Source organism: Mycolicibacterium insubricum (genome assembly GCF_010731615.1).
GTDB classification, from domain to species: Bacteria; Actinomycetota; Actinomycetes; order Mycobacteriales; family Mycobacteriaceae; genus Mycobacterium; species Mycobacterium insubricum.
This window is the reverse complement of record NZ_AP022618.1, coordinates 1,222,802-1,245,582: the sequence shown is the minus strand read 5'-3', so window position 1 is coordinate 1,245,582 and position 22,781 is coordinate 1,222,802. Positions and strand designations below refer to the sequence as shown.

Below are 22,781 nucleotides of genomic sequence, written 5' to 3'. Positions count from 1 at the left end.
GTCGGCTGGGCGACGAGCGCGACGGTCGGCGAAGCGGTGGCCGGATCTAGTCCTTGCGGGCGGCGTGCAGGGCGACGATGCCGCCGGTGAGGTTGCGCCAGCGCACCCGGGACCAACCGGCCTCGGCGATCTGGGCGGCCAGCGTCGGCTGATCCGGCCAGGCCCGGATGGACTCGGCGAGGTACACATAGGCCTCCGGGTTGCTGGAGACGGCCGTGGCCACCGCCGGCAGCGCCCGCATCAGGTACTCCTTGTACACCGTGGCGAACACCGGGATGACCGGGGTGGAGAACTCGCACACCACCAGCCGCCCGCCGGGTTTGGTGACACGGGCCATTTCGGCCAGCCCGAGCGTGTGGTCGACGACGTTGCGCAGCCCGAAGCTGATGGTCACCGCGTCGAAGGTCTCGTCGGCGAACGGCAGCCGGGTGGCGTCGGCGCCGACCTTGGGCACCGCCCGCGACGCGCCGGCGGCCAGCATGCCCACCGAGAAGTCGGCGGCCACACACCACGCCCCGGACCGGCCGAGCTCGACGGTGGACACCGCGGTGCCCGCGGCCAGGTCCAGCACCCGGTCCCCCGGCCCGATCTGCAGGGCGGAGCGGGTCGCGCGCCGCCAGTGCCGGTCCTGCCCCAGGGACAACACGGTGTTGGTCAGGTCGTACCGCCGTGCGACGGCGTCGAACATCGATGCCACCTCATGGGGGTCCTTGTCCAGCGTCGCGCGATTCACCCCGACGACGTTAGCGCCTGCGGGCTCGGTCCGGGACCGCGCATCGGCGTGCGGGCCACCGCCCGGTAGTGCCCGAGCAGTTCCTCGCAGATCGCCGGCCAGGTGCGGTGCAGCACCGAGCGCCGCGCGGCGACGGCGTAGCGGCGCCGTTCGGCCAGCAGGTGGCCGACGGAGGCGGGCAGCTGCGCCTCGAATTCGGCGACGCCCAAAAGCAGCCCGGTCTGCATCGGGGTGACCAGATCACGCGGGCCGCCCTGGTCGGGGGCGACGACCGGCAGTCCGGACGCCATCGCCTCCTGCACGGCCTGGCAGAACGTCTCGTGTTCGCCGGTGTGCACGAAGACGTCCATGCTGGCGTATGCCTGCGCGAGCTCCGGGCCGTACAGCGCCCCGGTGAACACCGCCGACGGCAGCGTGCGTTCCAGCTTCGCGCGGTCCACCCCGTCGCCGACCACCACCACCTGGACCCCCGGCATCCGATCCAGCACCGCGAGACGTTCGACGTGTTTCTCCGGGGCCAACCGGCCGACGAACCCGACGATCGGCAGTCCCTGGGGCGACCATCGCCGGCGCAGTTCCTCGCTGCGGGCCGACGGCGCGAACCCGGTGATGTCGACTCCGCGGGCCCACTGGTGCACCCGCGGGATTCGTTGGACGGCAAGGGCTTCCATGGTCGCCGTGGACGGCGCGAGGGTACGGTCGGCCATCGAGTGCAACCGTCGGGCCCAGGCCCAGGCCGCCCTGGAAGCCGCCGGCATCCCGTAGCTGGCGGCGAAACCGGCGACGTCGGTCTGGAACACCGCGACGGTGGGGACGCCGACCCGCCGAGCCGCCAACACCCCACCCATGCCGAGCGAGGCCGGCGAGGCCAGGTGCACGACGTCGGGGTCGAACCCGCGCAGCACCCGCACCAGCCGCGGCAGCGGGACGCCCAGCGGCAGCGAGGTCACTCCGGGGAACATCAACGCCGGTGCCCGGTGCACCCGGACGCCGTCGTGCAGGCGCGGGGCGGGATCCTCACCGCGCGGGGTGTCCGGGGCGATGACCAGCGCCTCATGCCCACCTGCCCGCAGGTGTTCGAGCACCCGGAGCACGGAATTGGTCACGCCGTTGACGTTGGGCAGGAAACTCTCGGCCACGATGGCGACGCGCACGAGCTCTACGGTGACACCCCGCGGTGACCACCGGGTTACGCCCGGCCGGCGCCGACACCAACGGGCGTCGATCACCGGGCGGCGGTAGCGTGTCGGGATGCGCATGCCCCGGCCCCGATGGCCGCTACTGGCCCTCTGCGCAGTCCTGTTCCTGCTGACCGGCTGTTCACATGCCGTCGCGGGCACACCGAAAGCCGCCCCGCCACCGGGGGTGGCGGTGTCCGCCGACGGGTTCGGCATCCGGGTGGGCCTGGCCGACGCCGCCGTGCAGCTGGAGATCTTCGTCGAACCGCAGTGCCCGGCGTGCGCGGCGTTCGAGGCGGACTACGGCCCCGATTTCCGCAGCAAGCTGGCCATGGGGGCGCTGGCCATCACCTACCGCCCGGTGACTTTCCTGGACCTGGACAAGGCCGACGGCTACTCGGCGACCGTCGCCAACACGCTGTTCCTGGCCGGGACGGGCGCCGATGTCACCGCCGTCGGATTCCAGTTGTACCTGGAGGGTCTGATGGACAACCAGGATGTGGCCGGCGACGACTACCGCAATTCCGATTTCGCCGACATCGCGCGGGAGGCGGGGTTGCCCGACGCCGTCGTCGCGCGGATCGGTTCCGGGGCCGGCGGCGTCGACGTCGCGACGATGTCGAAGCAGAACCGCGAGGCGCTGATCGCGGCGACCGGCGCCACGCCGACGGTGATCAATCAGGCGACCGGCAAGGTGATCGACATCGATGACGACGACTGGTTCGACCGGCTGTTCACCCACGCCGTCACCTGACGGCGTTGACCGCGCGGCGGTGGTCCAGCCGGATCTCCAGCACCGCCAGCCCGATCAGCAACGCACCGGCCACCAGCCAGGCCAGCAGGATGATCGAGCCGGCCGGGATGATCGCCAGTCGGGCGTCACGGTGCTGCACCCGCACCAGGTTCGGGTCGTCGCGGTCGTATTCGACGTAGATCCGCATCCCGGTGTCGAGTTCCGAGGGGTACAGCACGCCCAGCTCGGGGCGGTAGGTGACCCGGTCCGGGGTGACGAAGGCGATGGTGGAGCGGCGCGGCCCGGCGTCGAGCACCTCGGCGGCGGCCACCCCCATATTGCCCTCGATCTGCTTGTCGTTGCGCCAGGCACCGGCCACCAGCAGCACCGCCTGCAGGGTGATCAGCGCGGTGGCGATCAGCACGCCGATGCGCACGCGCCGGATGATGCGTCCGGAGCGGGTGTGTGACACCTGCCCGCCGGGGCCGTGCAGCATCGCCGCCCACAGTGCCAGGACGACGCCGGCCGCCGAGATCCCGGCCAGCCGCAGCACCGCGCCGAACCGGCTCAACCAGCTCACCCGGCGGCTCGCAGTGCGGCCCGGATCCCGGCGTGCAATCCGCGCAGCGGCGCGCGGTCGGCCGTGACTTCGAGCACCCGCATCCCGGTGAACTCCGCGGTCAGCGCAGCGCCGAGATCGGCGACGTCGACGCTGCGGTGTTCGACGCGGTAGCCGCGGCACAGCGCGGCGATGTCGGTGTCGTGCGGGGTGCCGAACACCCGCGAGGACACGTCGGAGAACCGCGGGTCGCCCTGTTCGAGCAGTTCGAAGATGCCGCCGCCGTTGTCGTTGGACACCACCAGGGTCAGCCGCTGCGGGACCGGTTCGGTGGGCCCGATCAGCAGGCCGCCGGCGTCGTGCAGGAAGGTGAGGTCGCCGATGAGCGCGACGGTGTGCCCGTCGTGGGCCAGTGCCGCGCCGACGGCCGTCGACACGGTGCCGTCGATGCCGGCGACGCCGCGGTTGGAGCGCACCCGGACCCCGTCGGCCACCCCGCCGGCCAGGGCGATGTCGCGGACCGGGTTGGAGGCCCCGAGCACCAGCTGGTCGCCCGGCCCGAGGGTGTCGGCGACGACGGCCGCCACGTGCAGGCCGGTGGTCGCCGGGTTTCGGCGCAGCTCGTCGCGCACGGTGTCGACGGTGCGCCGGTGCAGTTCGGCGCAGCGGTGAAGCCACGCCGGATCGGGGTGACCGTGGGTGACCGCGCGGGTGCCGGTGGCCATCGAGTTTCCGGACACGTCGGGCCAGCGCGGTCCGGTGGTCAGCGCGTACACCGGCACCGCGGGGTCGGCCAGCAGCGTCGACACCGGTCGGTGCAGGGTGGGCCGGCCGATCATGATGACCTGTTCGGGGTTCAGCAGCGGCAGCGCCAACGGGTGCAGCGGGTTGGCCGGCACCGGCGCGGTCGGTTCGGCGACGGTCGGCAGGGCGGCCAGGTTCGGGTGCACCCCCGCTCCGTGCCCGGCGATGACGACGGTGTCCGGCGTCAGGTCGATGTCCAGCGGCTGGTCGAAGCTGACCGGCGGGGTGTAGGTCCACGGCCGGCGGTCGGGGCGCCCGGCCGGGGGTTGCGCCTCGTCGTCGTCGGGCACCAGGGGCTCGCGCAGCGGGATGTCGAACTGGACCGGGCCGGCGTTGGCGGTGCGGGATCCGGTGGCCGCCGCCAGCACCCGGCAGGTCGCCGAGCGCCACTGCGCGTTGAGCGCCTCGATGGGGGCGGATTCGCCGGTCTGCGGGGCCAGCCCGAGGCTGATCGCCGCCCGCAGCTGGGTGCCGAAGTAGCCGAACTGTTCCATGGTCTGGTTGGCGCCGGTGCCCAGCAGCTCGTACGGCCGGTTGGCGCTCAGCACGATCAGCGGCACCCGCGCGTAGTTGGCCTCCAGCACGGCGGGACCGAGGTTGGCGACCGCGGTGCCCGACGTCATCGCGACGCAGACCGGGGATCCGGCGGAGACGGCCAGCCCGATGGCCAGGTAGCCGGCGGTGCGCTCGTCGATGCGCACGTGCAGCCGCAGCCGCCCGTCGGCGTCCGCGTCGGACAGCGCGAACGCCAGCGGGGCGTTGCGCGAGCCGGGGCACAGCACCACGTCGCGCACACCACCGCGGATCAGTTCGTCGACGACGATCTGCGCCTGTGCCGTCGAGGAATTCACGCTCGTCACACCAGCTTGAGCGACCCGGGGCCGCCGAAGAACTCGAGCATGGCGGCGTTGACCGGGCCCGGGGCCTCGATGAAGCCGAGGTGGCCGGTGTCGGGGATCTCCAGGTAGCTGCCCCGGGGGATGGCCGCGGCGACCTCGGCGCTCAGCGCCGGCGGCAGCAGGACGTCGTGGGAGAAACCGATGACCAGGACCTCGGCGGTGATCGCCCGGTAGGCGGCGAGCCGGTTGGTCTCCGGTGAGACGTGCAGCTGGGCGCGCACGCCGGGGGTGTTCTCGGCGGGCCACATGGTGAACATGTCGAACCAGTCGGAGGCCGCCCGGTCGTCGCACAGGGTCTTCGGAGAGAAGTTCTCCAGCATGCGGTTGCGGGCCTCGTACTCCACCGGCAGCTTCACGCCGGAGTCGATCATCGCCCGCTCGGCGACGGCACCGATCTCGCGCATCCGGTCCGGCCGGCCGCGGGTGGCCATCAGCACGGCCTGGGTGACCAGCTCGGGGCGGGCCAGCATGAGTTCCTGCGCGATATAGGAGCCCATCGACACGGCCACGATGCGCACCGGGCCGCCGACGAGGGTGTCGATCAGCTCGGCGGTGTCGGCGACCATGGTGTTGATGTCGAACGCCTCGGCGTTGGCGGTGGCGCCGATACCGCGGTTGTCGAAGGTGATGACGCGGTAGCCGTGCCGGCGGAATTCGGGCGTCTGGTGCAGGTGCCAGGTGCGCCCGGCGCCGCCGCGCCCGGCGATGAACAGCACCGGGTCGCCGGTGCCGCCGTCGTGGTAGGCCAGGTTGGTCACCGTGCCACGCTATCCAACAGCCCGTGGCACTCCCGGATCCGGTCCAGCCACCAGTCCCGACGGTCGGGCGGGGCGGCCAGTGCGGTGAGCCGGTCCGGGTCCGGCGCCGCCCGGTTCACCGGCAGGAAACCGTCGACGGGGTCCGGGGTGTCGGCGACGTCCTCGACGAACAGCCGGCCGGTGCCCAGGCCGCAGGCGTGGGTCAACTGCGGCAGCGCGGCGGCGGCGGCGAGCCCGATGCCGATGCCGACGGCCGAGTCCAGGGCGCTGGAGATGACGACGGGCACATTCACCTGATCGGCGATGCGCAGCAGCGGGCCGACCCCGCCCAGCGGGGCGACCTTGAGCACCGCGACGTCGGCGGCGCCGGCGCGGACCACCCGCAGCGGGTCGTCGGCCTTGCGGATGGATTCGTCGGCGGCGACCGGGACGTCGGTGCGACGACGCAGTTCGGCGAGCTCGGCGACCGTCGCGCAGGGTTGTTCCAGGTATTCCAGCGGTCCGTCGGCGGTCAGCGCGGCGGCCGCCGCGACGGCCTGCTCGACGGTCCAACCGCCGTTTGCGTCGACCCGGACCGTCGGGATCTGTGCGCGCACGGCGCCGACCCGGGCGACGTCGTCGGCCAGGGTCTGACCGGGTTCGGCGACCTTCACCTTGGCGGTACGGGCACCGGGGAACCTCGCCAGTACCGCGGGCACCTGTTCGGGCGGTACCGCGGGGACGGTTGCGTTGATGGCGATGCGGTCACGCCGGACCGGCGGCAGGGGCCGGTAGGCGGCCTCGACGCCCGCCGCCAGCCAGTGCGCGGCCTCGGGCGCGGCGTATTCGGCGAAGGCGCCGAACTCGCCCCACCCGGCGGGCCCGTCGATCAGCGCGACCTCGCGCACGGTGACGCCACGGAACCGGACCCGCATGGGCAGGGACACCACGTGCACCCGGTCCAGCAGGTCGTCGAGGTCCGGGAGGTGCATGCCTCGATGGTAGGCACCCGTAGCCGCGGGCACCTGTACGAAAACTGGAACACGTTCTAGTCTGCTTGTGTGCCCGACGACCTGCTGCGCCACCCCGTCCACTCCGGCCACCTGCTGATCGGTGCCCTCAAACGCCACCGCGACACCCCGGTGCTGCACCTGGGCGACACCACCCTGACCGGTGGCCAGATGGCCGACAAGATCAGCCAGTACACCCAGGCCTTCGAAGCCCTGGGCGCCGGATCCGGCGAGGTGTCCGGGTTGCTGTCGCTGAACCGCCCCGAGGTGCTGATGATCACCAGCGCCGGCCAGACTCGCGGCTACCGGCGGCTGGCCCTGCATCCGCTGGGCTCGCTCGACGACCACGCCTACGTGCTGGCCGATTCCGGGGCCACCAGCTTGATCATCGACCCGAACCCGGCGTTCACCGAGCGGGCGATCGGCCTGCTGGGCAAGGTGCCGGCGTTGCGCCAGGTGCTGACCATCGGCCCGGTGCCCCCGGAACTGGCGGCCACCGGGGCGCGGGTGGTCGACCTGACCGCCGAGGCCGACAAGTACCAACCGCGCCCGCTGGAGGCGGCCAACCTCGCCCCGGACTACGTCAACGGCCTGTCCTACACCGGCGGCACCACCGGCAAGCCCAAGGGCGTCATGATGACGACGCAGGCCACCACCACCATGACGACGATTCAGCTCGCCGAATGGGAATGGCCGGAGCACCCGAAGTTCCTGATGCTGACCCCGCTGTCGCACGCCGGGGCGGCGTATTTCCTGCCCACCCTGGTCAAGGGCGGCGAGATGCACGTGATGGCGCGCTTCGACCCGGGCGAGGCGCTGCGCTACATCGAGGAGCACCGGATTACCGCGACGTTCGTGGTCCCGGCGATGCTCTACGCCCTGATGGATCATCCCGATTCACGCACCCGGGACCTGTCGTCGTTGCAGACGGTGTACTACGGCGCCTCGGCTATCAACCCGGTGCGCCTGGCCGAGGCGATCTCCCGGTTCGGAAAGATCTTCGCGCAGAACTACGGCCAGTCCGAGGCGCCGATGGCGATCAGCTACCTGGCCAAAGACGAGCACGACGACCTGCGGCTGAGTTCGTGCGGGCGCCCGACGCTGTTCGCCCGCTGCGCACTGCTGGACCCCGACGGCAACCCGGTGCCGCGCGGTGAGGTCGGCGAGGTGTGCGTGTCCGGGCCACTGCTGGCCGGTGGCTACTGGAAGCTGCCCGAAGAGACCGCCAAGACGTTCTCCGGTGGCTGGCTGCACACCGGCGACATGGCCCGCGAGGACTCCGACGGCTTCTGGTTCATCGTCGACCGGGTCAAGGACATGATTGTCACCGGCGGGTTCAACGTGTACCCGCGCGAGGTGGAAGACGTTGTGGCCGAGCATCCTTCGGTCGCCCAGGTGTGCGTGGTCGGCGCCCCCGACCACAAGTGGGGCGAGACCGTCACGGCGGTGGTCGTGCTGCGGCCCGACGCCGGCACCGATGAGGCCTCGATCGCAGCGATGTCGGCGGAGATCCAGGCGGCGGTCAAGGAACGCAAGGGCTCGGTGCAGGTGCCCAAGCAGATCGTGGTGGTCGATGCGCTGCCGTTGACCGGCCTGGGCAAGCCGGACAAGAAGGCGGTGCGGGCACGGTTCTGGGAAGGTGCCGGCCGTAGCATCGGTTGAGTGCACGACACGGCGCCCACCCCTCCCCGGTTCGCCGTGCGGGACGGGTACGCGGTGTACCGCGGGCCGGTCACGGACGGACCGATCCACCGGCACGGCGCCTTTCAGATCGCCATCGCGATCGAAGGCGAGGTCGCCATGGCCGGCCCGACGGGGATCCGCTACCGGGCTCCGACCCTGCTGGTGGCCCCGATGGCCCCGCACCGCATCGAGGCCTCCCCCGACCTGCTGACCTACTACGTCGATCCGCAATGCGCGTTCGCCGACACCCTGCGCACCCGCTACGACAGCGGGATCAACCCCGCGCCAGAGTTGGGCGCGCTGCGCGAGCAGGACATCGCGGCAGTCGGCGCCACCGCGTCGTCACAGCTGGATCCGCGGTTGATCAGCGCTTTGGATCTGTTACGCAACCGCAGTGCGGCGATACCGGATATCGCTGCAGCCGTTGATCTTTCACCACAACGACTGCGGGCGCTGGCGCGCGGCCAGCTGGGCATGCCGCTGGCCCGGTGGCGGGTGTGGTCGCGGCTGCGCCGGGCCGCCGAAGCGATGCGGGACGGCGCGTCGGTCGCCGACGCCGCGGTAACGGCCGGTTTCTCCGACCAGGCGCACCTGAGCAGGCAGATGCGCGACATGATGGGGCTGACACCCGCGGCCGTCGCGCCGCTGCTGGCCAATCTCGGCGCTCAGCCTTTCACCGCGACGTAGATCGAGATGGTGCCGTTGACGGTGGGCACCACCTCGGCCTCGCGGACCTCCGGGAAGCCGGCGGCCCGCATCAGTTCGGGCAGTACGCCGTCGGCGTTGGGTTGGGTGTCGGTCTTCCCGTCGGCCAGTTGAACGATACGAAACAGGTTGCGCATCAACCATGTTCGTTGCAGTCCGAAGTCGGCGATGACCAGCCGGCCGCCCGGGCGCAGCACGTCGTACATCGCGGCGAGGATCGCCTCTTTCATCGGGATCGGGCACTGGTGCAGTACCAGGCTGGACACCACGGTGTCCGCCGAGGAGGCGCCGAGCAGCTCCACCAGCCGATCCCCCATGCCGGCCCGCCAGTGCACGCCGGGTGCGCCCACCTTCGTCCGGGCTACCGCGAGCACGTCGGGGTCGGGGTCCACCCCGATGACGGTCGCTGCCGGAGCGACGCGCTTCAGCTGCAACGCCAGCGTTCCGGTGCCGCAGCCGACGTCGACGATCACCTCGCCGGGGCGCGGCGCTGCGTAGGCGGCGGTCAGTGCGCGCCACAGCCGTTCCCGGGTCAGTGCGACCACGGCGTCGAAGAAGCGTGCCGGGGCGAGGCGGCCCAGCGCGGGGGTGAAGTCGGGTTCGGTCATGACGGCAGTCTCGCCGGTGTGCGCAGCGGGCGTCTTGAACAATTCGCTCGCGGGGCTATCCTCGGTGCAATGGCAGCCGAATCCATCCGGCCACCGTGGTGGCTGAAACCGATGAACAAGGTCTTCATGGGGGTGCTGCGCCTCGGCATCCCGGTGGGCGGCAGAAGCGGGCCCGTCGTCCTGACGGTTACCGGCCGAAAATCCGGCCAACCGCGCTCCACCCCGGTCACCCCGATGACCGTCGACGGGCAACGCTACGTCGTCGGCGGCTTCCCGGGCGCGGACTGGGTGCGCAACGCCCGGGTGAACCCGGACGCGACGCTGGCCCAGGGCCGGCACAAGCAGCAGGTCCGGATGGTGGAAATGACCCCGGCGCAGGCCCGGCCGCTGCTGCGGCAGTTCCCGGTGCTGGTGCCCACCGGCGTCGGGTTCATCCGCAACGCCGGCCTGGTCACCGAGGGCACGCCCGACGAGTTCGAAAAGCTGACCGGTACCTGCGCGGTCTTCCGACTGGATCCGGCTACCGCGGGCTGAATCCGGGCTGCGGGCGCCCCCAGCCGGCCGCGAAGTACTGCCAGCCGGCCAGCACGGCCACCATCAGCGCCGCGATGCCCGCACCGATCAACCCCGGTCCCACGGTGACGGCAACCTGGCTGGCCTGGTTCAGGTAGCTGTTGTCCAGGCTGATCTCATCGGCGAGCCGGCCGGTCACCTCGTGGCGGGACTCCGGCTGGATCGCCGTCATCATCACGATCACCAGTGCGGCCAGCGCGGTCAGGCCGGCCCCGGCCCACAACCGGCGGTCAACGCCGGCGGCCAACGCGGTCAGGCCGATCCCGGCGGCGATCGCCAGCGCCAGCGGCAGTACGGCGACCGCGGGCTGCGACGAGACGAACCAGTCGTAGAACCCGACCTTCAGCCGGACGTCCGCGCTCATCGGGGCGATGCCCAGTTCGCGCAGTTCACGACCACCGGCAATCATGTCGCTGGACTGTATGGCCACGGTCCACATGGGCAGGAAGGTCGCCGCCAGCCCGAGCAGGGCGATCAGTCCGGCCGCCGCTCCGATTACGCGCGTCATCGTGGTGGTCGGAGTCACGACGACCACTGGCCGCCGACGCCGGGCGGCATCCCCGGGGCGGCGGGGGCGCTCGGCGGTGCGGCGTAGCCGGGGGCGGCCGGGGGCGCTGGGTACGCCGGAGCGGCCGGGTACCCCGGAGGGGCCGGGTAGCCGGGTGCGGCGGGCGCGGGCGGTGCTGCGGCCGGATCGCGGCGCATCATCAGCCAGACGCCGACCACCCAGGCCAGCAGCGAGAAGATGATCGCGACGATCAACCCCGCGCCCGGGGAGATCGACACCACCGCGTCGACCATCTTGTCGATGGTCTGCCCGCCGGTCTCCTTGGACAGTTCGGTGGCCATCTCACCGGAGAGCTGCACCGACGGCAGCGGGTTGCTGATCGCCAGCACCAGCCCGAGCAGCGTGGCCGCGCCGGAGCACACCGCGGGCAGCACGGTTGCCCTGGCGGACCCGAGGGCCACCGGCAGCGCCGTCAGAGCAGCCAGCAGCATCAGCACCGGAATCGCCTGGGCGACGATGGGCGGCGCGAACGGCACCATGTCGTAGAACCCGATGGCCACCTTGACCGCGCCCGTCGGTGCGTCGTTGTTCTTCACGTCCAGCGCCGAGGGGGTCACCGTCACCGAGTACAGCGACGCCAGCGAACCGAACAGCACCACCAGGCCGGCGACGGCGAGGATCGCCGCGCCGATCCGGCCCAGATCCAGGCCCGAGCCGCGGGGCGGCTGCTGGCCCGGGTATCCGGCCCAGCCCGGGGCCTGCGCCGGGGGTGGGCCCGAGGCCATCGGAGCGCCCGGGGTGCCCGGGTACTGCCCGGCGGGCATACCCTGCCCCCACTGCTGATACGGATCTGTCACCGCTGCTCCCCTCACCGGACGCGCAATGCAGCGAAACTAACACGGCGACCGTCGTCGCTCCGGGTGTCGGCAAAGGTCTAGCGTGGGAACCCGTGAGCAACAACCCCTTCGATCCCACGCTCTGGGAGCCGGTCGCAAACATCGACTCGCAGTTCGCGGACCTGACCGACATCACCTACCACCGGCACGTCATCGACGGGCGTCCGCAGCCGACGGTCCGGGTGGCCTTCGACCGGCCCGAGGTTCGCAATGCGTTCCGGCCGCACACCGTCGATGAGTTGTACCGGACGCTCGACCACGCGCGGATGAGCCCGGATGTCGGGGTGGTGCTGCTCACCGGCAACGGGCCGTCGCCCAAGGACGGCGGCTGGGCGTTCTGTTCCGGCGGCGACCAGCGGATCCGCGGCCGCAGCGGCTACCAGTACGCCTCCGGTGAGACCGCCGACACCGTGGATATCGCCCGGGCGGGGCGGCTGCACATCCTGGAGGTGCAGCGCCTGATCCGGTTCATGCCCAAGCCGGTGATCGCTCTGGTCAACGGCTGGGCGGCCGGCGGCGGGCACAGCCTGCATGTGGTGTGCGATCTGACCCTGGCCAGTCGCGAGCACGCACGGTTCAAGCAGACCGACGCCGACGTCGGCAGCTTCGACGGCGGCTACGGCAGCGCCTACCTGGCCCGCCAGGTCGGGCAGAAGTTCGCCCGCGAGATCTTCTTCCTGGGCCGCGCCTACTCGGGCGAGCAGATGCACCACATGGGTGCGGTCAACGAGGTCGTCGACCACGCCGACCTGGAAACCGTCGCGCTGGAGTGGGCCCAGGCCATCAACGGCAAATCCCCACAGGCACAACGGATGTTGAAGTACGCCTTCAACCTGCTCGACGACGGCCTGGTCGGCCAGCAGCTGTTCGCCGGCGAGGCGACCCGGCTCGCGTACATGACCGACGAGGCCGTCGAGGGCCGCGACGCGTTCCTACAGAAGCGCGACCCGAACTTCGACACCTTCCCCCGCTACTTCTAACCCCCTACAGGAGGCCCACACCATGGCAGGGAAATCACTGCGCCGCCGCCTCACCGACACGTTCATCACGGCCGCCATGCGGCCACCGCTGGGACTGCCCCGGCTAGGCCGGCCCGATGTCGAGCTGCGCGGCAAGAAGGTACTGCTGACCGGGGCGTCGTCGGGCATCGGCGCGGCGGCGACCGAGAAGTTCGCCGCGGCCGGCGCCGAGGTCATCGCGGTGGCCCGGCGCGGGGATCTGCTCGACGAGCTGGCCACCCGCATCGGCGCCGCCGGCGGCGAGATACGCACCGCCGTCTGCGACGTCACCGATATGGATGCCGTCGACGCACTGGTGGAAGAGGTTGGTGCCGTTGACATTCTGGTGAACAACGCGGGCCGCTCGATCCGCCGGCCGCTGGCCGAGTCACTGGAACGCTGGCACGACGTCGAACGCACCATGGCGGTGAACTACTACGCACCCATGCGGCTGATGCGAGGCTTCGTCCCGGGGATGCTGGAGCGCGGCGACGGTCACATCATCAACGTGCTGACCTGGGGCGTGATGAACGAGGCCGCACCGCTGTTCGGGGCCTACAACGCCAGCAAGTCCGCACTGGCCTCGGTGAGCCGGGTCGCCGACACCGAATGGACCGCCAGGGGCGTGCACTGCACGGGCCTCTACTACCCGCTGGTCGCGACCCCGATGATCTCCCCGACCCGCGCCTACGACGACCTGCCCGCGCTGTCCGCCGCCGAGGCCGCCGACTGGATGCTGACCGCCGCGCGCACCCGACCGATCCGCATCGCGCCGCGGATGGCGGTCACCATGCGGGCCTTCGACGTCGCCTCGCCGTCGCTGGTCACCGAGGTGCTCCGCAACCAGTGGATCCAGCCCACCCCCATGCCGGAGTAGCCGTGGAGATCCTGAGCACCCGGATCCTGCTGCGACCGACGGACTACGCACTGTCGTTGCGGTTCTACGCCGAGCAGTTGAAGTTGCCGGTCGCCCGCGAATATCCGGGCGGCACAGTCTTTTTCGCCGGCGGGTCATTGATCGAGCTGGCCGGTCACGGAGACCCGGTGCAGCGACCGGTGGGAACGGTGCTGTGGCTTCAGGTCCGCGATATCGCGGCCGCCGCAGAGCAGTTGCGCGACGCGCGCGTGCCGATCACCCGGGAGGCCCAGACCGAACCCTGGGGACTGATCGAGCTGCACGCCGTCGATCCCGACGGGATGGAGCTCATCTTCGTCGAGGTGCCCGCCACGCATCCGCTGCGCGGCGGTTCAGCGAGGCTCGGCGGAGGTGGCGCGAGCGCAGCGAGTGCCGGCGGAGCCGAGGGGAAGCTGGGACCGCCGCAATAGGCCTGGGCGGTTCAGCGAGGCTCGGCGGAGGTGGCGCGAGCGCAGTGAGTGCCGGCGGAGCCGAGGGGAAGCTGGGACCGCCGCAATAGACCTGCCCCGCGCCCAAAGTCTGATCAGCGCGCGGGAGCTGCCAGCGGCCAGCCGACCGAGGCCAGCCGCGCCGCGACCTGGTGCACCTCTTCGACGCTGGGCTCTTTCTCGGTGACCCGCTCGATGGCCTGGCGGATCTCGCCGGTGGTGACCGCGGGCTGGTCGACGGCCTCGCCGAGCACCTCCCGGGCGGCCTGGACCACCTCGTCCTCGGTCAGACTGCGCTTGAGCAGTGCCAGCAGCGGGAAGTAGTCCTTGGGCGGGACGCCCTGCGGGTAGCCCTGGTGCAGCCAGCCCAGAACCTCGTCGAGCGGATTGTGCTCAGTCATGTCCGGGTCCCTACTTCTTCAGGCCGAAGCCGAAGAAAGGATCGATGTGGAAATGGTGCATGATCGTGGAGCGGGTGATCCATAGGATCGCGATGAGGATGATGAAGCTGACAAAGCCGAACAGCAACAGCCCCAGAAACTTCAGCGCGGGGTTGGCGGCCTGCGAGGTGCCGTCGGCGTTCATGTCGCCGGCCCCGCGGGAGAAGGCGGTCAGGCCGATGGCGAACAGCGCGGGCAGACCCGCACCCAGGACCAGGCCCACCAGCAACACGCGAAGAATGCTCTCGAAATAAGCCATTATCACAGTTCCTTCGGTTGCCCGACGTCTCAGACGGCGGTCTTGGTGGCGTCGGTGGCAGCGGCACCCCGGACTTCGGCGGGCACCACGGAGTTGGTGGACTCGTCCCAGTCGGCGTTGACGTTGCTGTGGTCGACCTTCTGCTGCTGCGCACGCCACCACATGTAGCCCGACAGCGCGACCAGCAGGACGAAGATGACCCCGTCGCCGGCCAGATCGGAGTTGGTCACATCCTTGATCGCGCTGGACAGCCAGAAGGACAGCGCACCGACCAGCGCGGCGGCGGGCAGGGTGACCAGCCAGGCGACGGCCATCCGGCCGGCGACCGCCCAACGCACCTGCGCGCCGGGCTTGCCGACGCCGCTGCCCAGGATCGACCCGGTGGCGACGTGGGTGGTGGACAGCGCCATGCCGGCGGCGCTGGAGCTCAGGATGATGGCTGCCGAGGACGCCTCGGCGGCCAGACCCTGCGGCGACTCGATCTCGACCAGGCCCTTGCCGAGGGTGCGGATGACCCGCCACCCGCCGATGTAGGTGCCCAGGCCGATGGCCAGGGCGCAGCTGGTGATGATCCAGATCGGCAGGCCGTCGTTCTTGACGTCGCCGGTGAGGTGTCCGGTAGTGATCAGCGCGAGCGCAATGACACCCATCGTCTTCTGCGCGTCGTTGGTGCCGTGGGACAGCGCCACCAGCGACGCGGTGGCGATCTGACCCCAGCGGAAGCCCTCTTCCCGGCGCTTCTTGATGACGGTCCGGGTCAGCCGGTACACCAACCAGGTGCCGCAGGCGGCCACGATGCCGGCGATCAGCGGCGCCGCCAGCGCCGGGATGATCACCTTCTGCATGACGCCGGGCCAGTTGACCCCGGACATGCCCAGCGCCGCCAGGCCGGCGCCGATGAGGCCGCCGAACAGCGCGTGCGACGAGCTGGACGGAATGCCGAACAGCCAGGTGAGCAGGTTCCACAGGATGCCGCCGATCAGGCCGGCGAAGATGATGGTCAGGCCCATCGAGGCGTCGATGCCCTCGACCAGGTGCCCGGTCTTGCCGTCCTGCACCTTGAGCACCGACGTGGTGACGGTGACGGCCACCTCGACGGAGAGGAAGGCACCGACCAGATTCAGCACCCCGGCGAGCAGCACCGCGACCTTGGGCTTGAGCGCCCCCGTGGCGATGGAGGTGGCCATGGCATTCCCGGTGTCGTGGAAGCCGTTGGTGAAGTCGAACGCCAACGCCGTGGCGATCAACAGCACCAGAATGATCATCTCTGCGCTCATGGCTGCAATTCTGCGGGTAAGGGCCCCGATTTGCCTAGCTGATGGCAAACCCTGTTAAGCCCCTGAGGAGCGGGTTTGCCCAGGCGCGGAAGGAGTTCATCTGTTATTCATCTTCACGGAGGCCCAGGTTGGCCTATTCCGGCAGGTCACAGCACCCGGAATAGGACTAGCATCGGTTGCGTCCGGCCCGCTTCCGGCCCTTGCCGGAGGGGCCAGCTCGGGAGGTGATCCGCATGAACGATTTTCTGAACAGGGTGGTGGCGTGGCTTCGGGCCGGTTATCCCGACGGCGTGCCCCGCAACGACTACCTGCCGCTGTTCGCATTGCTGCGCCGCCAGCTCACCGTCGAAGAGGTCAAGTTCATCGCCGAGCAGTTGGCTTCGCGGCCCGGGGAATTCGACGACATCGACATCGGCAGTGAGATCCTGGCCGTCATCGACGACCTGCCCGACCCGGTCGACGTGGAGCGGGTCCGGGAGCGGCTGATCGCCCGCGGCTGGCCGCTCGACGAACCGCACAACAGCTCGGTCGACGGGAACCTCGAATAGCCGTCCTGCGGGCGCTGTTGCCGGCCGAACTGACCGACGCGGCGCTGCTGGACCGGCTGGCCGGGGTGCTGGCCGGAGCCGATGACGCGCTGTTGCCGCTGGCCGGTACCGACGAACACAGCCGGCAGACGGCGGCGGCGCTGCGGGTCGGCGAACCCATCGACGGGCGAATCGCGCTGGTGGTGCCCACTTCCGGGAGCACCGGCTCCCCCAAGGGCGCCCAGCTGAGCGCCGACGCGCTGCTGGCCGCGGCGGCCGCCACCCACGAACGCCTGGGCGGTCCCGGCAACTGGTTGCTGGCACTGCCGGCGACCCACATCGCCGGGCTGCAGGTGCTGATCCGGGCGCTGGCCGCCGGCACCACCCCGGTGCGCATCCGGACCCCCGGTTTCGACCCGGCGGCACTGCCGGGGGCGGTCGCCGCACTCGGCCCCGGCCGGCGCTACACCTCGCTGGTCAGCAATCAGCTGGCGACGGCGCTGGAGGATCCGGGCGCGGCCGCCGCCCTGGCCGAACTCGACGCGGTGCTGCTCGGCGGTGGCCCGGCGCCGGCCGCACTGCTGGAACGGGCCGCAGCCATCGGGATCAACGTGGTCCGAACCTACGGAATGAGCGAGACCGCCGGCGGCTGCGTGTACGACGGCGTGCCGCTGGCCGGGGTCGGCCTGCGCCTCGACGACGGCCGGATCCACCTGGGGGGGCCGACGTTGGCGTCGGGCTACCGCAATCCGCCGGCGGTTTCGCGAGGCTCCGCGGAGCTTGCGGAGCGGAGTCGAAGCGGGAACCGCCGCATCGATTCAGCGGTTTCGCGAGGCTCCGCGGAGCTTGCGGAGCGGAGTCGAAGCGGGAACCGCCGCATCGATTCGGCGCCTGACCCGTTCGCCGAACCCGGCTGGTTTCGCACCGACGACCTCGGCGAACTCGACGCAACCGGACGACTGCGGGTGCTGGGTCGGGTCGACGACGCCATCGCCACCGGTGGGCTGAAGGTGCTGCCGCAGGTGGTCGAGGCCGCGCTGAACGAAGACCCGGCCGTGGCCGAGGCCGTCGTATTCGGGGTGCCCGACGAGCGGCTGGGCCAACGGGTGGTCGCGGCGATCACCCTCGCCGCCGGTGCGACGGCGCCGACCCTGGCCGCGTTGAGACACCGGGTGGCGCAACGGCTGCCGGTGACCGCCGCGCCGCGGGAAGTGCACGTGGTCACCGAACTCCCGCGGCTCGGCGTCGGGAAACCGGATCGCCGCGGGCTGGCCCGGCGATTCTCCCGCTAGGGAGCGGGAGCGTCTTCGACGGGCGGGGCGGGCTGGGCCAGCCGCGGGGCGGATCCCGCCGGGGCGGGCGCCGTGCCGTACACCGGGACGGTTGCGGCCTCGGGATCGTCGAGGTTGCCGAGCTCGCCGACCGGGATATTGGTGCCGGGCGGGGGGGCGGTGCCGGGCAGCGGCTGCGACATCTGCTCGTGCGGCATCCGGCCCAGCGCGCCGTGCAGCATGGCGTGGGTGCCCTTCAGCCCGTCGACCCGGGCGAACGGGCCGTCGACACCGGGCTGCAGTGCGTACTGGTTGTCCGCCTCAGCACCGGGTACCCGATAGCGCTTGGGGTTGAGGAAATCGCTCTGCGACAGCGGGTTGTTGAGGCTCGGGTCATACCCGATGGCATTCGACGGCGCCTGGCCGAGTTGCAGCTCATAAGGGTGACTGAACGCATCCGTCAGGCCGTTGCCGCTGCGCGTGCCCGGGTGCTCGGTCAGGCCCGGTGCCGCCGGTGCATCCGGAGCGGGTGCATCCGGGGCGGCCGGCGCCTGGGCATCGACCACCGGAGCCGCCGGATCGGGGTCCGCGGCGGCGGTGGCCGCGCCGGCCAGCGCCACACCGGTCAGCAGTCCGGCGGCCAGCACCTTCCGAATCATCAGAAGGTCTTCGCGACGCCGTAGTAGGCGACGATGTCGTCGGCGTCGGTGCCCGAACTGGTCAGCACCGCGTAAGACCGCAGGGTCGAGGCGCCGACGCAGTTGTCGATCTTGATGTGGATGTCGCGCACCGTGACGCGGGTCTTGTTGCCCTTGAACGACTTCTTGTCGACGATCACGCTGGTGATGGTGCCGGGGCGGGGCTCGACCTCGATCTGCCCCTGGATGGGCATGGTGAAGACGGTGCCGAGCCGGCCGGTCGGGTCGGCGATCGTGGGGTCGTAGGCGAAGTTACCGGTGCCCAGACCGATCGAGCCGTTGAGCTTGACCTTGTCCATCTCGATGCCGCAGCCGATCTGGTAGCCGACCTCCAGCGTGCCACCCTTGACGCTGTCCATGCCCTCGCCGGTGAAGGTCGCCCCGACCAGCCATTCCCGGGAAGACAGCGAGGTGGTCAGCGGCGCGATGGGCAGCTGGGTCTCGTCCTTGGCCCGTACGGTCAGGGTGCGGCCGTCGGGGGTGTGGGCCACTCCGTCGGGTCCGGAGGCCACCACACCGGTGTCCGGCGGCGGCCCGGCATCGGCGACCGGCTCGACGGCGGCAGCCGGATCGGCGGGCGCCGCGTCCGGACTCGGGTCGGCAATTGCGCACGGGGCCGCGGCGACGGCCATCAGCAGGCCGGTGGCGGCGATCGTTGCGAATGTTTTCATGATGGGCTTCCTCACACGGCCTTGGTCACACCGAGATACGTGATCACGTCATCGGTGTTGTCGGTGGAGCTGGTCAGGGTGGCATACGATCGGACGAACGACTGGCCGGCGCAACCGTCGATCTTGATCCGGAAGCCAGTGATCGAGATGCGCGGCTTGGTGCCCTTGAACGACTTCTTGCCCACCGGAACGATGTTCACCGTTCCGGGCTTGAGGTCGATCTTGATCTGCTGGGTGACGGCGCCGGCGATGCCGGCCGGGAAAAAGCCACGCTGATCCAGGCTCGGCGTCGGAAACAGGTGGATGGGCGAGGAGATGAACGGCGTGATGCCCGCGGTGGTGATGGACTCGATGTCGTCCTGGATGATGCCGCAACCGATCTGGTAGCCGGCCTCCAGCGTTCCGCCGCCCAGCTCGGTGCTGCCCTTGCCGGTCACCTCACCGGTGAAGGTGCCGTCGACGATGTACTCCCGCGAGGTCGGGGCGCCGGTGAGCGAGGCCACCGGCTCCATCGACTCCTCCTTCCCGACTACGTTCAGGGTCCAGCCGTCCGGGGTGACCAGCGTCCCGGGCGGGGCCGATGGCACCGGGCCGGCCGGGCCGCCGGGCGGTGGTACCGCGCCCTCGGGCGCGGGGGCGTCGGAGTTGGCGACCGGCTGCACGTCCGGCGCCGGGTCGGCCAGCGCCGGCGTGGCCGCGACCAGCGGCACCAGCAGCACCGTGGCTGCCACGGCGGCAATACGCTGCATCATGAAAGTTGACGCCTCTCGAATCTGCGCGACCCCGACGGGGCCGTTCCCGGGGAATACTTGAGCAATCAGGTGTCGAAAAGGTAAACCTCGAAACAACTCTTCGCCTGTCGCCCGAAACTGACATGAGCTGCCGCAATTTCTGTTATCTGAGCTAAAAGCCATTGGCGCACAATGCGGTTTACCGGGCGCGCACTGAAATCACGCTGATTCCAATCGCCGACACGCTGTTGGCGCGGCGTTTACCGTTCGGACATATCGCCCGCCGATCATGCGATGCTGAGCCGCTTTGCGCACACTCACTCCCATGTCGGTGCGCGCTCGGTGCGGCCGAGGAAAGGAACCCGTCCCGATGATGCGACCCCGTCGCGCCCTCGCCGCGCTGCTGGCCACCGGTTTTGCGCTGGCCTCTGCACCCGTCACCGTCGCCGATGTCGAACCAGCCGTGCCGGCTGAGTCGGCCACCGGCCAGCCCGGCGCCGCGCCGCCCGCCGCCACCGAACCGGTGGCGGCGACTCCGGTCGCGGCATCTGCGCCCGCCGAAAGCACCCCGGCGCCGGGTCCGGCCGCCCCTCCCGCCGACGCTGCGCCAGCACTCGATCCGGCCGCTGCCCCCGCCGCGGACGCCGCCGCCGACAGCGGAGCCGTCCCGGCCGTCACCGCCTGCAAGATGTTCTCCGTCGCGTTGAACTACGCCGCGCAGAACTACGAGGACTTCGCCTACAACACCGCCGGCGACGGGAACTCGGTCGACTACCGCGACCCCACCGTGGTGAGTTCGAACCAGACCGGGCGCACTGCGCTGCGCCAGGCGGCCGGCTCCGCCATGGAAGCGTCGAACACCCCCGGTCTGGACCCGTCGATCTCCTCGCCGATGCGGTCCTGGTCGCTGCGCGCGACCAAGCTGGTGCTGTTGATGGGGCTGCACGGCGGCGGTAACTCGCTGAACACCACCGCCACCAACATGAACTCCGATGCCCAGGATGTTCAGTGGGCCTGCGCGGCGGCCGGCACGCACGCCTGATCTCACCCCTCGGTACGTAATCTGAACGGCGTGACCGTGCGCCTGTCCGACGGACCTTCGATCATCCGGCTCGCCACCGCCGTCGTCGTCGGTGTGCTCGCCGCGGCGGTGGTCGCGGCGACGGTCGGCTGGCCGTACGCCCCGGCCGGCGGCTGGATGGTCACCGCGGCGATCTACCTCGCCTGGACCTGGCTGCTGATCGGCCCGATGGACCCGGCAGAAGCCCGCGCGCACGCCACCCGCCACGATCGCGACGATTCCACGCCGCGGATGGTGGAACTGATCGTGGTGCTGGCGGCGATCGCCAGCCTGGCCGGGGTGGGCTACCTGCTGGCCGCCCAGGCCGCCGGCGGCGATATCGCCGCCACCGCCGTCGGCATCGGCAGCGTCATCGGCTCCTGGCTGACCGTGCACACGGTCTTCACCCTGCGCTACGCCCGGCTGTACTTCCCCGACCGCACCATCGATTTCAACCAGGCCGACATCGAGCCCACATACTCCGATTTCGCCTATCTGGCCTTCACCGTCGGGATGACCTATCAGGTGGCCGACACCAACCTGCGCAGCAGCAGCATGCGCCGGGCCGTGCTGACCCAGGCGATGGTGTCGTTCGTGCTGGGCGTGGTGATCCTGGGGATCACCATCAACCTGATCGCCGGGTTGATCAACCTGCACTGACCCGTGACAGGATTGCGCAATGGCCACCCCCGCGCAATGGATCACCGGCGCCCGCCCCCGGACGCTGCCCAATGCCGTCGCACCGGTGGTGGCCGGCACCGGGGCCGCAGCGTTCCTCGATTCGGCCGTATGGTGGAAAGCGGTGCTGGCACTGTCGGTTTCGCTGGCGTTGATCATCGGGGTGAACTACGCCAACGACTACTCCGACGGCATCCGCGGCACCGACGACGACCGAACCGGTCCGCTGCGCCTGGTCGGGTCGGGGCTCGCGTCACCGCGGGCGGTGCTGACCGCGGCGGTGACCGCACTGGCCGTCGCCGGCATCTGCGGCATCGCGCTGGCGTTGGTCAGCAATCCGTGGCTGATCGCCGTCGGCGCCGTCTGCATCGCCGCCGCCTGGTTCTACACCGGCGGCTCAAAACCATACGGCTACGCCGGATTCGGCGAGGTCGCGGTATTCGTATTCTTCGGGCTGGTGGCCGTCTGCGGCACCGAGTACACCCAGGCGCTGCGGGTGGACGTCGTCGGGCTGGCGCTGGCGGTGGCCATCGGTTCTCTGTCGGCCGCGGTGCTGGTGGCCAACAACCTGCGCGATATCCCGACCGATACCGCTGCCGGCAAGGTCACCCTCGCGGTGCGCCTCGGCGACACCGGGACCCGTCGGCTCTATCTGAATCTGATGGTGGTGCCGGCCGTGGCGACCGCCGGGCTGGCCGCCGCCACACCGTGGGCACTGGCCGGCTTCGCCGTGGCACCGCTGGCACTACGCGCCGCCCGGCCGGTCTATCGGGGGGCGACCGGCGCCGCGTTGATCCCGGTGCTCGCGGGCACCGGCGCGACCATGCTGGGCTGGGCGATCATCGTCGCCGTGGCGCTGTGGGCGCCCTGGGGCTAAGCCGCCGACTCGTCGTCCTCGCCGCGCAGCCGGCTGGCCAGCCGCTCGCGGTCCAGACGGCGACGTTCGTCGGCGACGGCGATCCCGGCCGTCACCCGCTCCCGCAGCCCGCGCAGCACCCAGATGCCCAGCGGCATCGCGATGATCAACCCGAACAGCAGGGCCACGACGAGCGGAACCTGGAAGCCCAGCTGCAGCGCGCCGTAGTAGATGGCCGCCGTCACCGCTACCACCAGCACGATCCGGGCCGCCGTGTAGACGAGGATGTCAACGATCAGTCGGCCCGTCGGGCGCTCTTCTGCCACGTGATGAGCCTACCGAGAG

At 70.8% G+C, this 22,781-nt stretch carries 28 protein-coding genes; 12 read left to right on the top strand and 16 right to left on the bottom strand.

Features of this window, described 5'->3' with window-relative positions; all coding sequences use genetic code 11:
- Positions 1–46: 46 nt before the first annotated feature.
- Complete coding sequence (locus G6N16_RS05775) at positions 47–733, bottom strand: demethylmenaquinone methyltransferase (RefSeq protein ID WP_083033305.1); 687 nt, start codon at positions 731–733, stop codon at positions 47–49.
- Positions 730–1,887: a glycosyltransferase family 4 protein gene (locus G6N16_RS05770; RefSeq protein ID WP_083033304.1), complete on the bottom strand. Its 1,158-nt coding sequence runs from the start codon at positions 1,885–1,887 to the stop codon at positions 730–732. Before G6N16_RS05770 ends, G6N16_RS05775 begins: the two co-directional genes overlap by 4 nt.
- A 97-nt stretch (positions 1,888–1,984) precedes the next feature.
- On the opposite strand from G6N16_RS05770, the gene G6N16_RS05765 reads away from it, so the two are divergent.
- Positions 1,985–2,665, top strand: coding sequence for a DsbA family protein (locus G6N16_RS05765; RefSeq protein ID WP_083033302.1), 681 nt, complete (start codon positions 1,985–1,987; stop codon positions 2,663–2,665).
- Here the strand turns inward: G6N16_RS05765 and G6N16_RS05760 are convergent.
- The 4 genes from G6N16_RS05760 to G6N16_RS05745 all read right to left on the bottom strand — a co-directional run bounded on the left by G6N16_RS05760 (position 2,658) and on the right by G6N16_RS05745 (position 6,635).
- A complete protein-coding gene (locus tag G6N16_RS05760; protein WP_083033319.1) occupies positions 2,658–3,140 on the bottom strand; it encodes a DUF3592 domain-containing protein in 483 nt (160 codons plus the stop codon). The genes G6N16_RS05765 and G6N16_RS05760 overlap by 8 nt on opposite strands.
- Positions 3,141–3,220: 80 nt before the next feature.
- Positions 3,221–4,858: a 2-succinyl-5-enolpyruvyl-6-hydroxy-3-cyclohexene-1-carboxylic-acid synthase gene (gene menD, locus G6N16_RS05755; protein ID WP_083033318.1), complete on the bottom strand. Its 1,638-nt coding sequence runs from the start codon at positions 4,856–4,858 to the stop codon at positions 3,221–3,223.
- Between the two features lie 5 nt (positions 4,859–4,863).
- A complete protein-coding gene (locus G6N16_RS05750) occupies positions 4,864–5,655 on the bottom strand; it encodes an alpha/beta fold hydrolase (RefSeq protein WP_083033316.1) in 792 nt (263 codons plus the stop codon).
- Positions 5,656–5,660: 5 nt separating this feature from the next.
- Positions 5,661–6,635, bottom strand: a complete 975-nt coding sequence (locus G6N16_RS05745) for an o-succinylbenzoate synthase (protein WP_083033301.1) — start codon at positions 6,633–6,635, stop codon at positions 5,661–5,663.
- A 69-nt stretch (positions 6,636–6,704) separates the two neighbouring features.
- Here G6N16_RS05745 and fadD8 point away from each other — a divergent pair, with 69 nt between their 5' ends.
- Both fadD8 and G6N16_RS05735 read left to right on the top strand, forming a co-directional pair.
- Entirely contained in the window at positions 6,705–8,315 is a 1,611-nt protein-coding gene (gene fadD8 / locus G6N16_RS05740) for a fatty-acid--CoA ligase FadD8 (RefSeq protein ID WP_083033299.1), read from the top strand.
- Positions 8,316–9,023, top strand: coding sequence for a helix-turn-helix domain-containing protein (locus G6N16_RS05735; protein ID WP_083033298.1), 708 nt, complete (start codon positions 8,316–8,318; stop codon positions 9,021–9,023).
- On the opposite strand, the gene G6N16_RS05730 is transcribed toward G6N16_RS05735, so the two are convergent.
- Positions 9,002–9,649, bottom strand: a complete 648-nt coding sequence (locus G6N16_RS05730) for a class I SAM-dependent methyltransferase (RefSeq protein ID WP_083033315.1) — start codon at positions 9,647–9,649, stop codon at positions 9,002–9,004. The genes G6N16_RS05735 and G6N16_RS05730 overlap by 22 nt on opposite strands.
- A gap of 69 nt (positions 9,650–9,718) precedes the next feature.
- Between G6N16_RS05730 and G6N16_RS05725 the strand changes: the two genes are divergently transcribed.
- Positions 9,719–10,183 (top strand): nitroreductase family deazaflavin-dependent oxidoreductase, encoded by a 465-nt coding sequence (locus G6N16_RS05725; protein ID WP_083033296.1) that lies wholly within the window; start codon positions 9,719–9,721, stop codon positions 10,181–10,183.
- Here G6N16_RS05725 and G6N16_RS05720 read toward each other — a convergent pair.
- Both G6N16_RS05720 and G6N16_RS05715 read right to left on the bottom strand, forming a co-directional pair.
- Positions 10,170–10,730: a hypothetical protein gene (locus G6N16_RS05720; protein ID WP_133053003.1), complete on the bottom strand. Its 561-nt coding sequence runs from the start codon at positions 10,728–10,730 to the stop codon at positions 10,170–10,172. The genes G6N16_RS05725 and G6N16_RS05720 overlap by 14 nt on opposite strands.
- 14 nt (positions 10,731–10,744) lie before the next feature.
- A complete protein-coding gene (locus tag G6N16_RS05715; RefSeq protein WP_163787700.1) occupies positions 10,745–11,587 on the bottom strand; it encodes a hypothetical protein in 843 nt (280 codons plus the stop codon).
- A 92-nt stretch (positions 11,588–11,679) separates the two neighbouring features.
- On the opposite strand from G6N16_RS05715, the gene G6N16_RS05710 reads away from it, so the two are divergent.
- From G6N16_RS05710 to G6N16_RS05700, 3 genes are read left to right on the top strand one after another with little or no spacing between them, the layout of a single operon-like run.
- Positions 11,680–12,606, top strand: a complete 927-nt coding sequence (locus G6N16_RS05710; protein WP_083033920.1) for a 1,4-dihydroxy-2-naphthoyl-CoA synthase — start codon at positions 11,680–11,682, stop codon at positions 12,604–12,606.
- Positions 12,607–12,628: 22 nt separating this feature from the next.
- The gene (locus G6N16_RS05705; RefSeq protein WP_083033918.1) at positions 12,629–13,501 is read left to right on the top strand and encodes an SDR family oxidoreductase; all 873 of its coding nucleotides are present in this window, start codon (positions 12,629–12,631) and stop codon (positions 13,499–13,501) included.
- A 2-nt stretch (positions 13,502–13,503) separates the two neighbouring features.
- The gene (locus G6N16_RS05700; RefSeq protein ID WP_083033916.1) at positions 13,504–13,950 is read left to right on the top strand and encodes a VOC family protein; all 447 of its coding nucleotides are present in this window, start codon (positions 13,504–13,506) and stop codon (positions 13,948–13,950) included.
- 113 nt (positions 13,951–14,063) lie between these two features.
- Here G6N16_RS05700 and G6N16_RS05695 read toward each other — a convergent pair whose 3' ends face one another.
- From G6N16_RS05695 to G6N16_RS05685, 3 genes are read right to left on the bottom strand one after another with little or no spacing between them, the layout of a single operon-like run.
- Positions 14,064–14,369, bottom strand: coding sequence for a DUF3349 domain-containing protein (locus tag G6N16_RS05695; protein WP_083033914.1), 306 nt, complete (start codon positions 14,367–14,369; stop codon positions 14,064–14,066).
- 10 nt (positions 14,370–14,379) lie between these two features.
- Positions 14,380–14,667, bottom strand: coding sequence for a hypothetical protein (locus G6N16_RS05690; protein WP_083033912.1), 288 nt, complete (start codon positions 14,665–14,667; stop codon positions 14,380–14,382).
- Between the two features lie 29 nt (positions 14,668–14,696).
- A complete protein-coding gene (locus G6N16_RS05685) occupies positions 14,697–15,944 on the bottom strand; it encodes an inorganic phosphate transporter (RefSeq protein ID WP_083033910.1) in 1,248 nt (415 codons plus the stop codon).
- A gap of 233 nt (positions 15,945–16,177) precedes the next feature.
- Between G6N16_RS05685 and G6N16_RS05680 the strand changes: the two genes are divergently transcribed.
- Together G6N16_RS05680 and G6N16_RS05675 are read left to right on the top strand one after the other, a co-directional pair.
- Entirely contained in the window at positions 16,178–16,492 is a 315-nt protein-coding gene (locus tag G6N16_RS05680; protein WP_083033925.1) for a DUF3349 domain-containing protein, read from the top strand.
- Entirely contained in the window at positions 16,489–17,763 is a 1,275-nt protein-coding gene (locus G6N16_RS05675) for an AMP-binding protein (protein WP_235674080.1), read from the top strand. Before G6N16_RS05680 ends, G6N16_RS05675 begins: the two co-directional genes overlap by 4 nt.
- On the opposite strand, the gene G6N16_RS05670 is transcribed toward G6N16_RS05675, so the two are convergent.
- The 3 genes from G6N16_RS05670 to G6N16_RS05660 are packed head-to-tail and all read right to left on the bottom strand — an operon-like array spanning position 17,760 to position 19,863.
- Positions 17,760–18,401: a hypothetical protein gene (locus tag G6N16_RS05670; protein ID WP_163787785.1), complete on the bottom strand. Its 642-nt coding sequence runs from the start codon at positions 18,399–18,401 to the stop codon at positions 17,760–17,762. The genes G6N16_RS05675 and G6N16_RS05670 overlap by 4 nt on opposite strands.
- Positions 18,401–19,114, bottom strand: a complete 714-nt coding sequence (locus tag G6N16_RS05665; RefSeq protein WP_083033849.1) for an MspA family porin — start codon at positions 19,112–19,114, stop codon at positions 18,401–18,403. The genes G6N16_RS05670 and G6N16_RS05665 overlap by 1 nt, the downstream gene beginning before the upstream one ends.
- An 8-nt stretch (positions 19,115–19,122) precedes the next feature.
- Positions 19,123–19,863, bottom strand: a complete 741-nt coding sequence (locus G6N16_RS05660) for an MspA family porin (protein WP_083033839.1) — start codon at positions 19,861–19,863, stop codon at positions 19,123–19,125.
- Between the two features lie 349 nt (positions 19,864–20,212).
- On the opposite strand from G6N16_RS05660, the gene G6N16_RS05655 reads away from it, so the two are divergent.
- The 3 genes from G6N16_RS05655 to G6N16_RS05645 are packed head-to-tail and all read left to right on the top strand — an operon-like array spanning position 20,213 to position 22,457.
- Positions 20,213–20,884: an Rv2240c family protein gene (locus G6N16_RS05655; RefSeq protein ID WP_234806045.1), complete on the top strand. Its 672-nt coding sequence runs from the start codon at positions 20,213–20,215 to the stop codon at positions 20,882–20,884.
- A 30-nt stretch (positions 20,885–20,914) separates the two neighbouring features.
- A complete protein-coding gene (locus tag G6N16_RS05650; RefSeq protein ID WP_083033841.1) occupies positions 20,915–21,562 on the top strand; it encodes a DUF1345 domain-containing protein in 648 nt (215 codons plus the stop codon).
- A gap of 19 nt (positions 21,563–21,581) precedes the next feature.
- Positions 21,582–22,457, top strand: coding sequence for a 1,4-dihydroxy-2-naphthoate polyprenyltransferase (locus tag G6N16_RS05645; protein ID WP_083033843.1), 876 nt, complete (start codon positions 21,582–21,584; stop codon positions 22,455–22,457).
- Here G6N16_RS05645 and G6N16_RS05640 read toward each other — a convergent pair.
- A complete protein-coding gene (locus G6N16_RS05640) occupies positions 22,454–22,762 on the bottom strand; it encodes a DUF4229 domain-containing protein (RefSeq protein WP_165756850.1) in 309 nt (102 codons plus the stop codon). The genes G6N16_RS05645 and G6N16_RS05640 overlap by 4 nt on opposite strands.
- Between the last annotated feature and the right edge of the window lie 19 nt (positions 22,763–22,781).

What these genes read in the sequence shown, in the direction of transcription:
- G6N16_RS05685 (WP_083033910.1), bottom strand. Translation starts at nt 15,944, where the DNA reads ATGAGCGCAGAGATGATCATTCTGGTGCTGTTGATCGCCACGGCGTTG.
- G6N16_RS05680 (WP_083033925.1), top strand. Translation starts at nt 16,178, where the DNA reads ATGAACGATTTTCTGAACAGGGTGGTGGCGTGGCTTCGGGCCGGTTAT.
- G6N16_RS05765 (WP_083033302.1), top strand. Translation starts at nt 1,985, where the DNA reads ATGCGCATGCCCCGGCCCCGATGGCCGCTACTGGCCCTCTGCGCAGTC.
- G6N16_RS05655 (WP_234806045.1), top strand. Translation starts at nt 20,213, where the DNA reads ATGATGCGACCCCGTCGCGCCCTCGCCGCGCTGCTGGCCACCGGTTTT.
- G6N16_RS05730 (WP_083033315.1), bottom strand. Translation starts at nt 9,649, where the DNA reads ATGACCGAACCCGACTTCACCCCCGCGCTGGGCCGCCTCGCCCCGGCA.
- G6N16_RS05660 (WP_083033839.1), bottom strand. Translation starts at nt 19,863, where the DNA reads ATGATGCAGCGTATTGCCGCCGTGGCAGCCACGGTGCTGCTGGTGCCG.
- G6N16_RS05645 (WP_083033843.1), top strand. Translation starts at nt 21,582, where the DNA reads ATGGCCACCCCCGCGCAATGGATCACCGGCGCCCGCCCCCGGACGCTG.
- G6N16_RS05725 (WP_083033296.1), top strand. Translation starts at nt 9,719, where the DNA reads ATGGCAGCCGAATCCATCCGGCCACCGTGGTGGCTGAAACCGATGAAC.
- G6N16_RS05705 (WP_083033918.1), top strand. Translation starts at nt 12,629, where the DNA reads ATGGCAGGGAAATCACTGCGCCGCCGCCTCACCGACACGTTCATCACG.
- G6N16_RS05695 (WP_083033914.1), bottom strand. Translation starts at nt 14,369, where the DNA reads ATGACTGAGCACAATCCGCTCGACGAGGTTCTGGGCTGGCTGCACCAG.
- G6N16_RS05745 (WP_083033301.1), bottom strand. Translation starts at nt 6,635, where the DNA reads ATGCACCTCCCGGACCTCGACGACCTGCTGGACCGGGTGCACGTGGTG.
- G6N16_RS05670 (WP_163787785.1), bottom strand. Translation starts at nt 18,401, where the DNA reads ATGATTCGGAAGGTGCTGGCCGCCGGACTGCTGACCGGTGTGGCGCTG.
- G6N16_RS05760 (WP_083033319.1), bottom strand. Translation starts at nt 3,140, where the DNA reads ATGCTGCACGGCCCCGGCGGGCAGGTGTCACACACCCGCTCCGGACGC.
- G6N16_RS05720 (WP_133053003.1), bottom strand. Translation starts at nt 10,730, where the DNA reads ATGACGCGCGTAATCGGAGCGGCGGCCGGACTGATCGCCCTGCTCGGG.
- G6N16_RS05690 (WP_083033912.1), bottom strand. Translation starts at nt 14,667, where the DNA reads ATGGCTTATTTCGAGAGCATTCTTCGCGTGTTGCTGGTGGGCCTGGTC.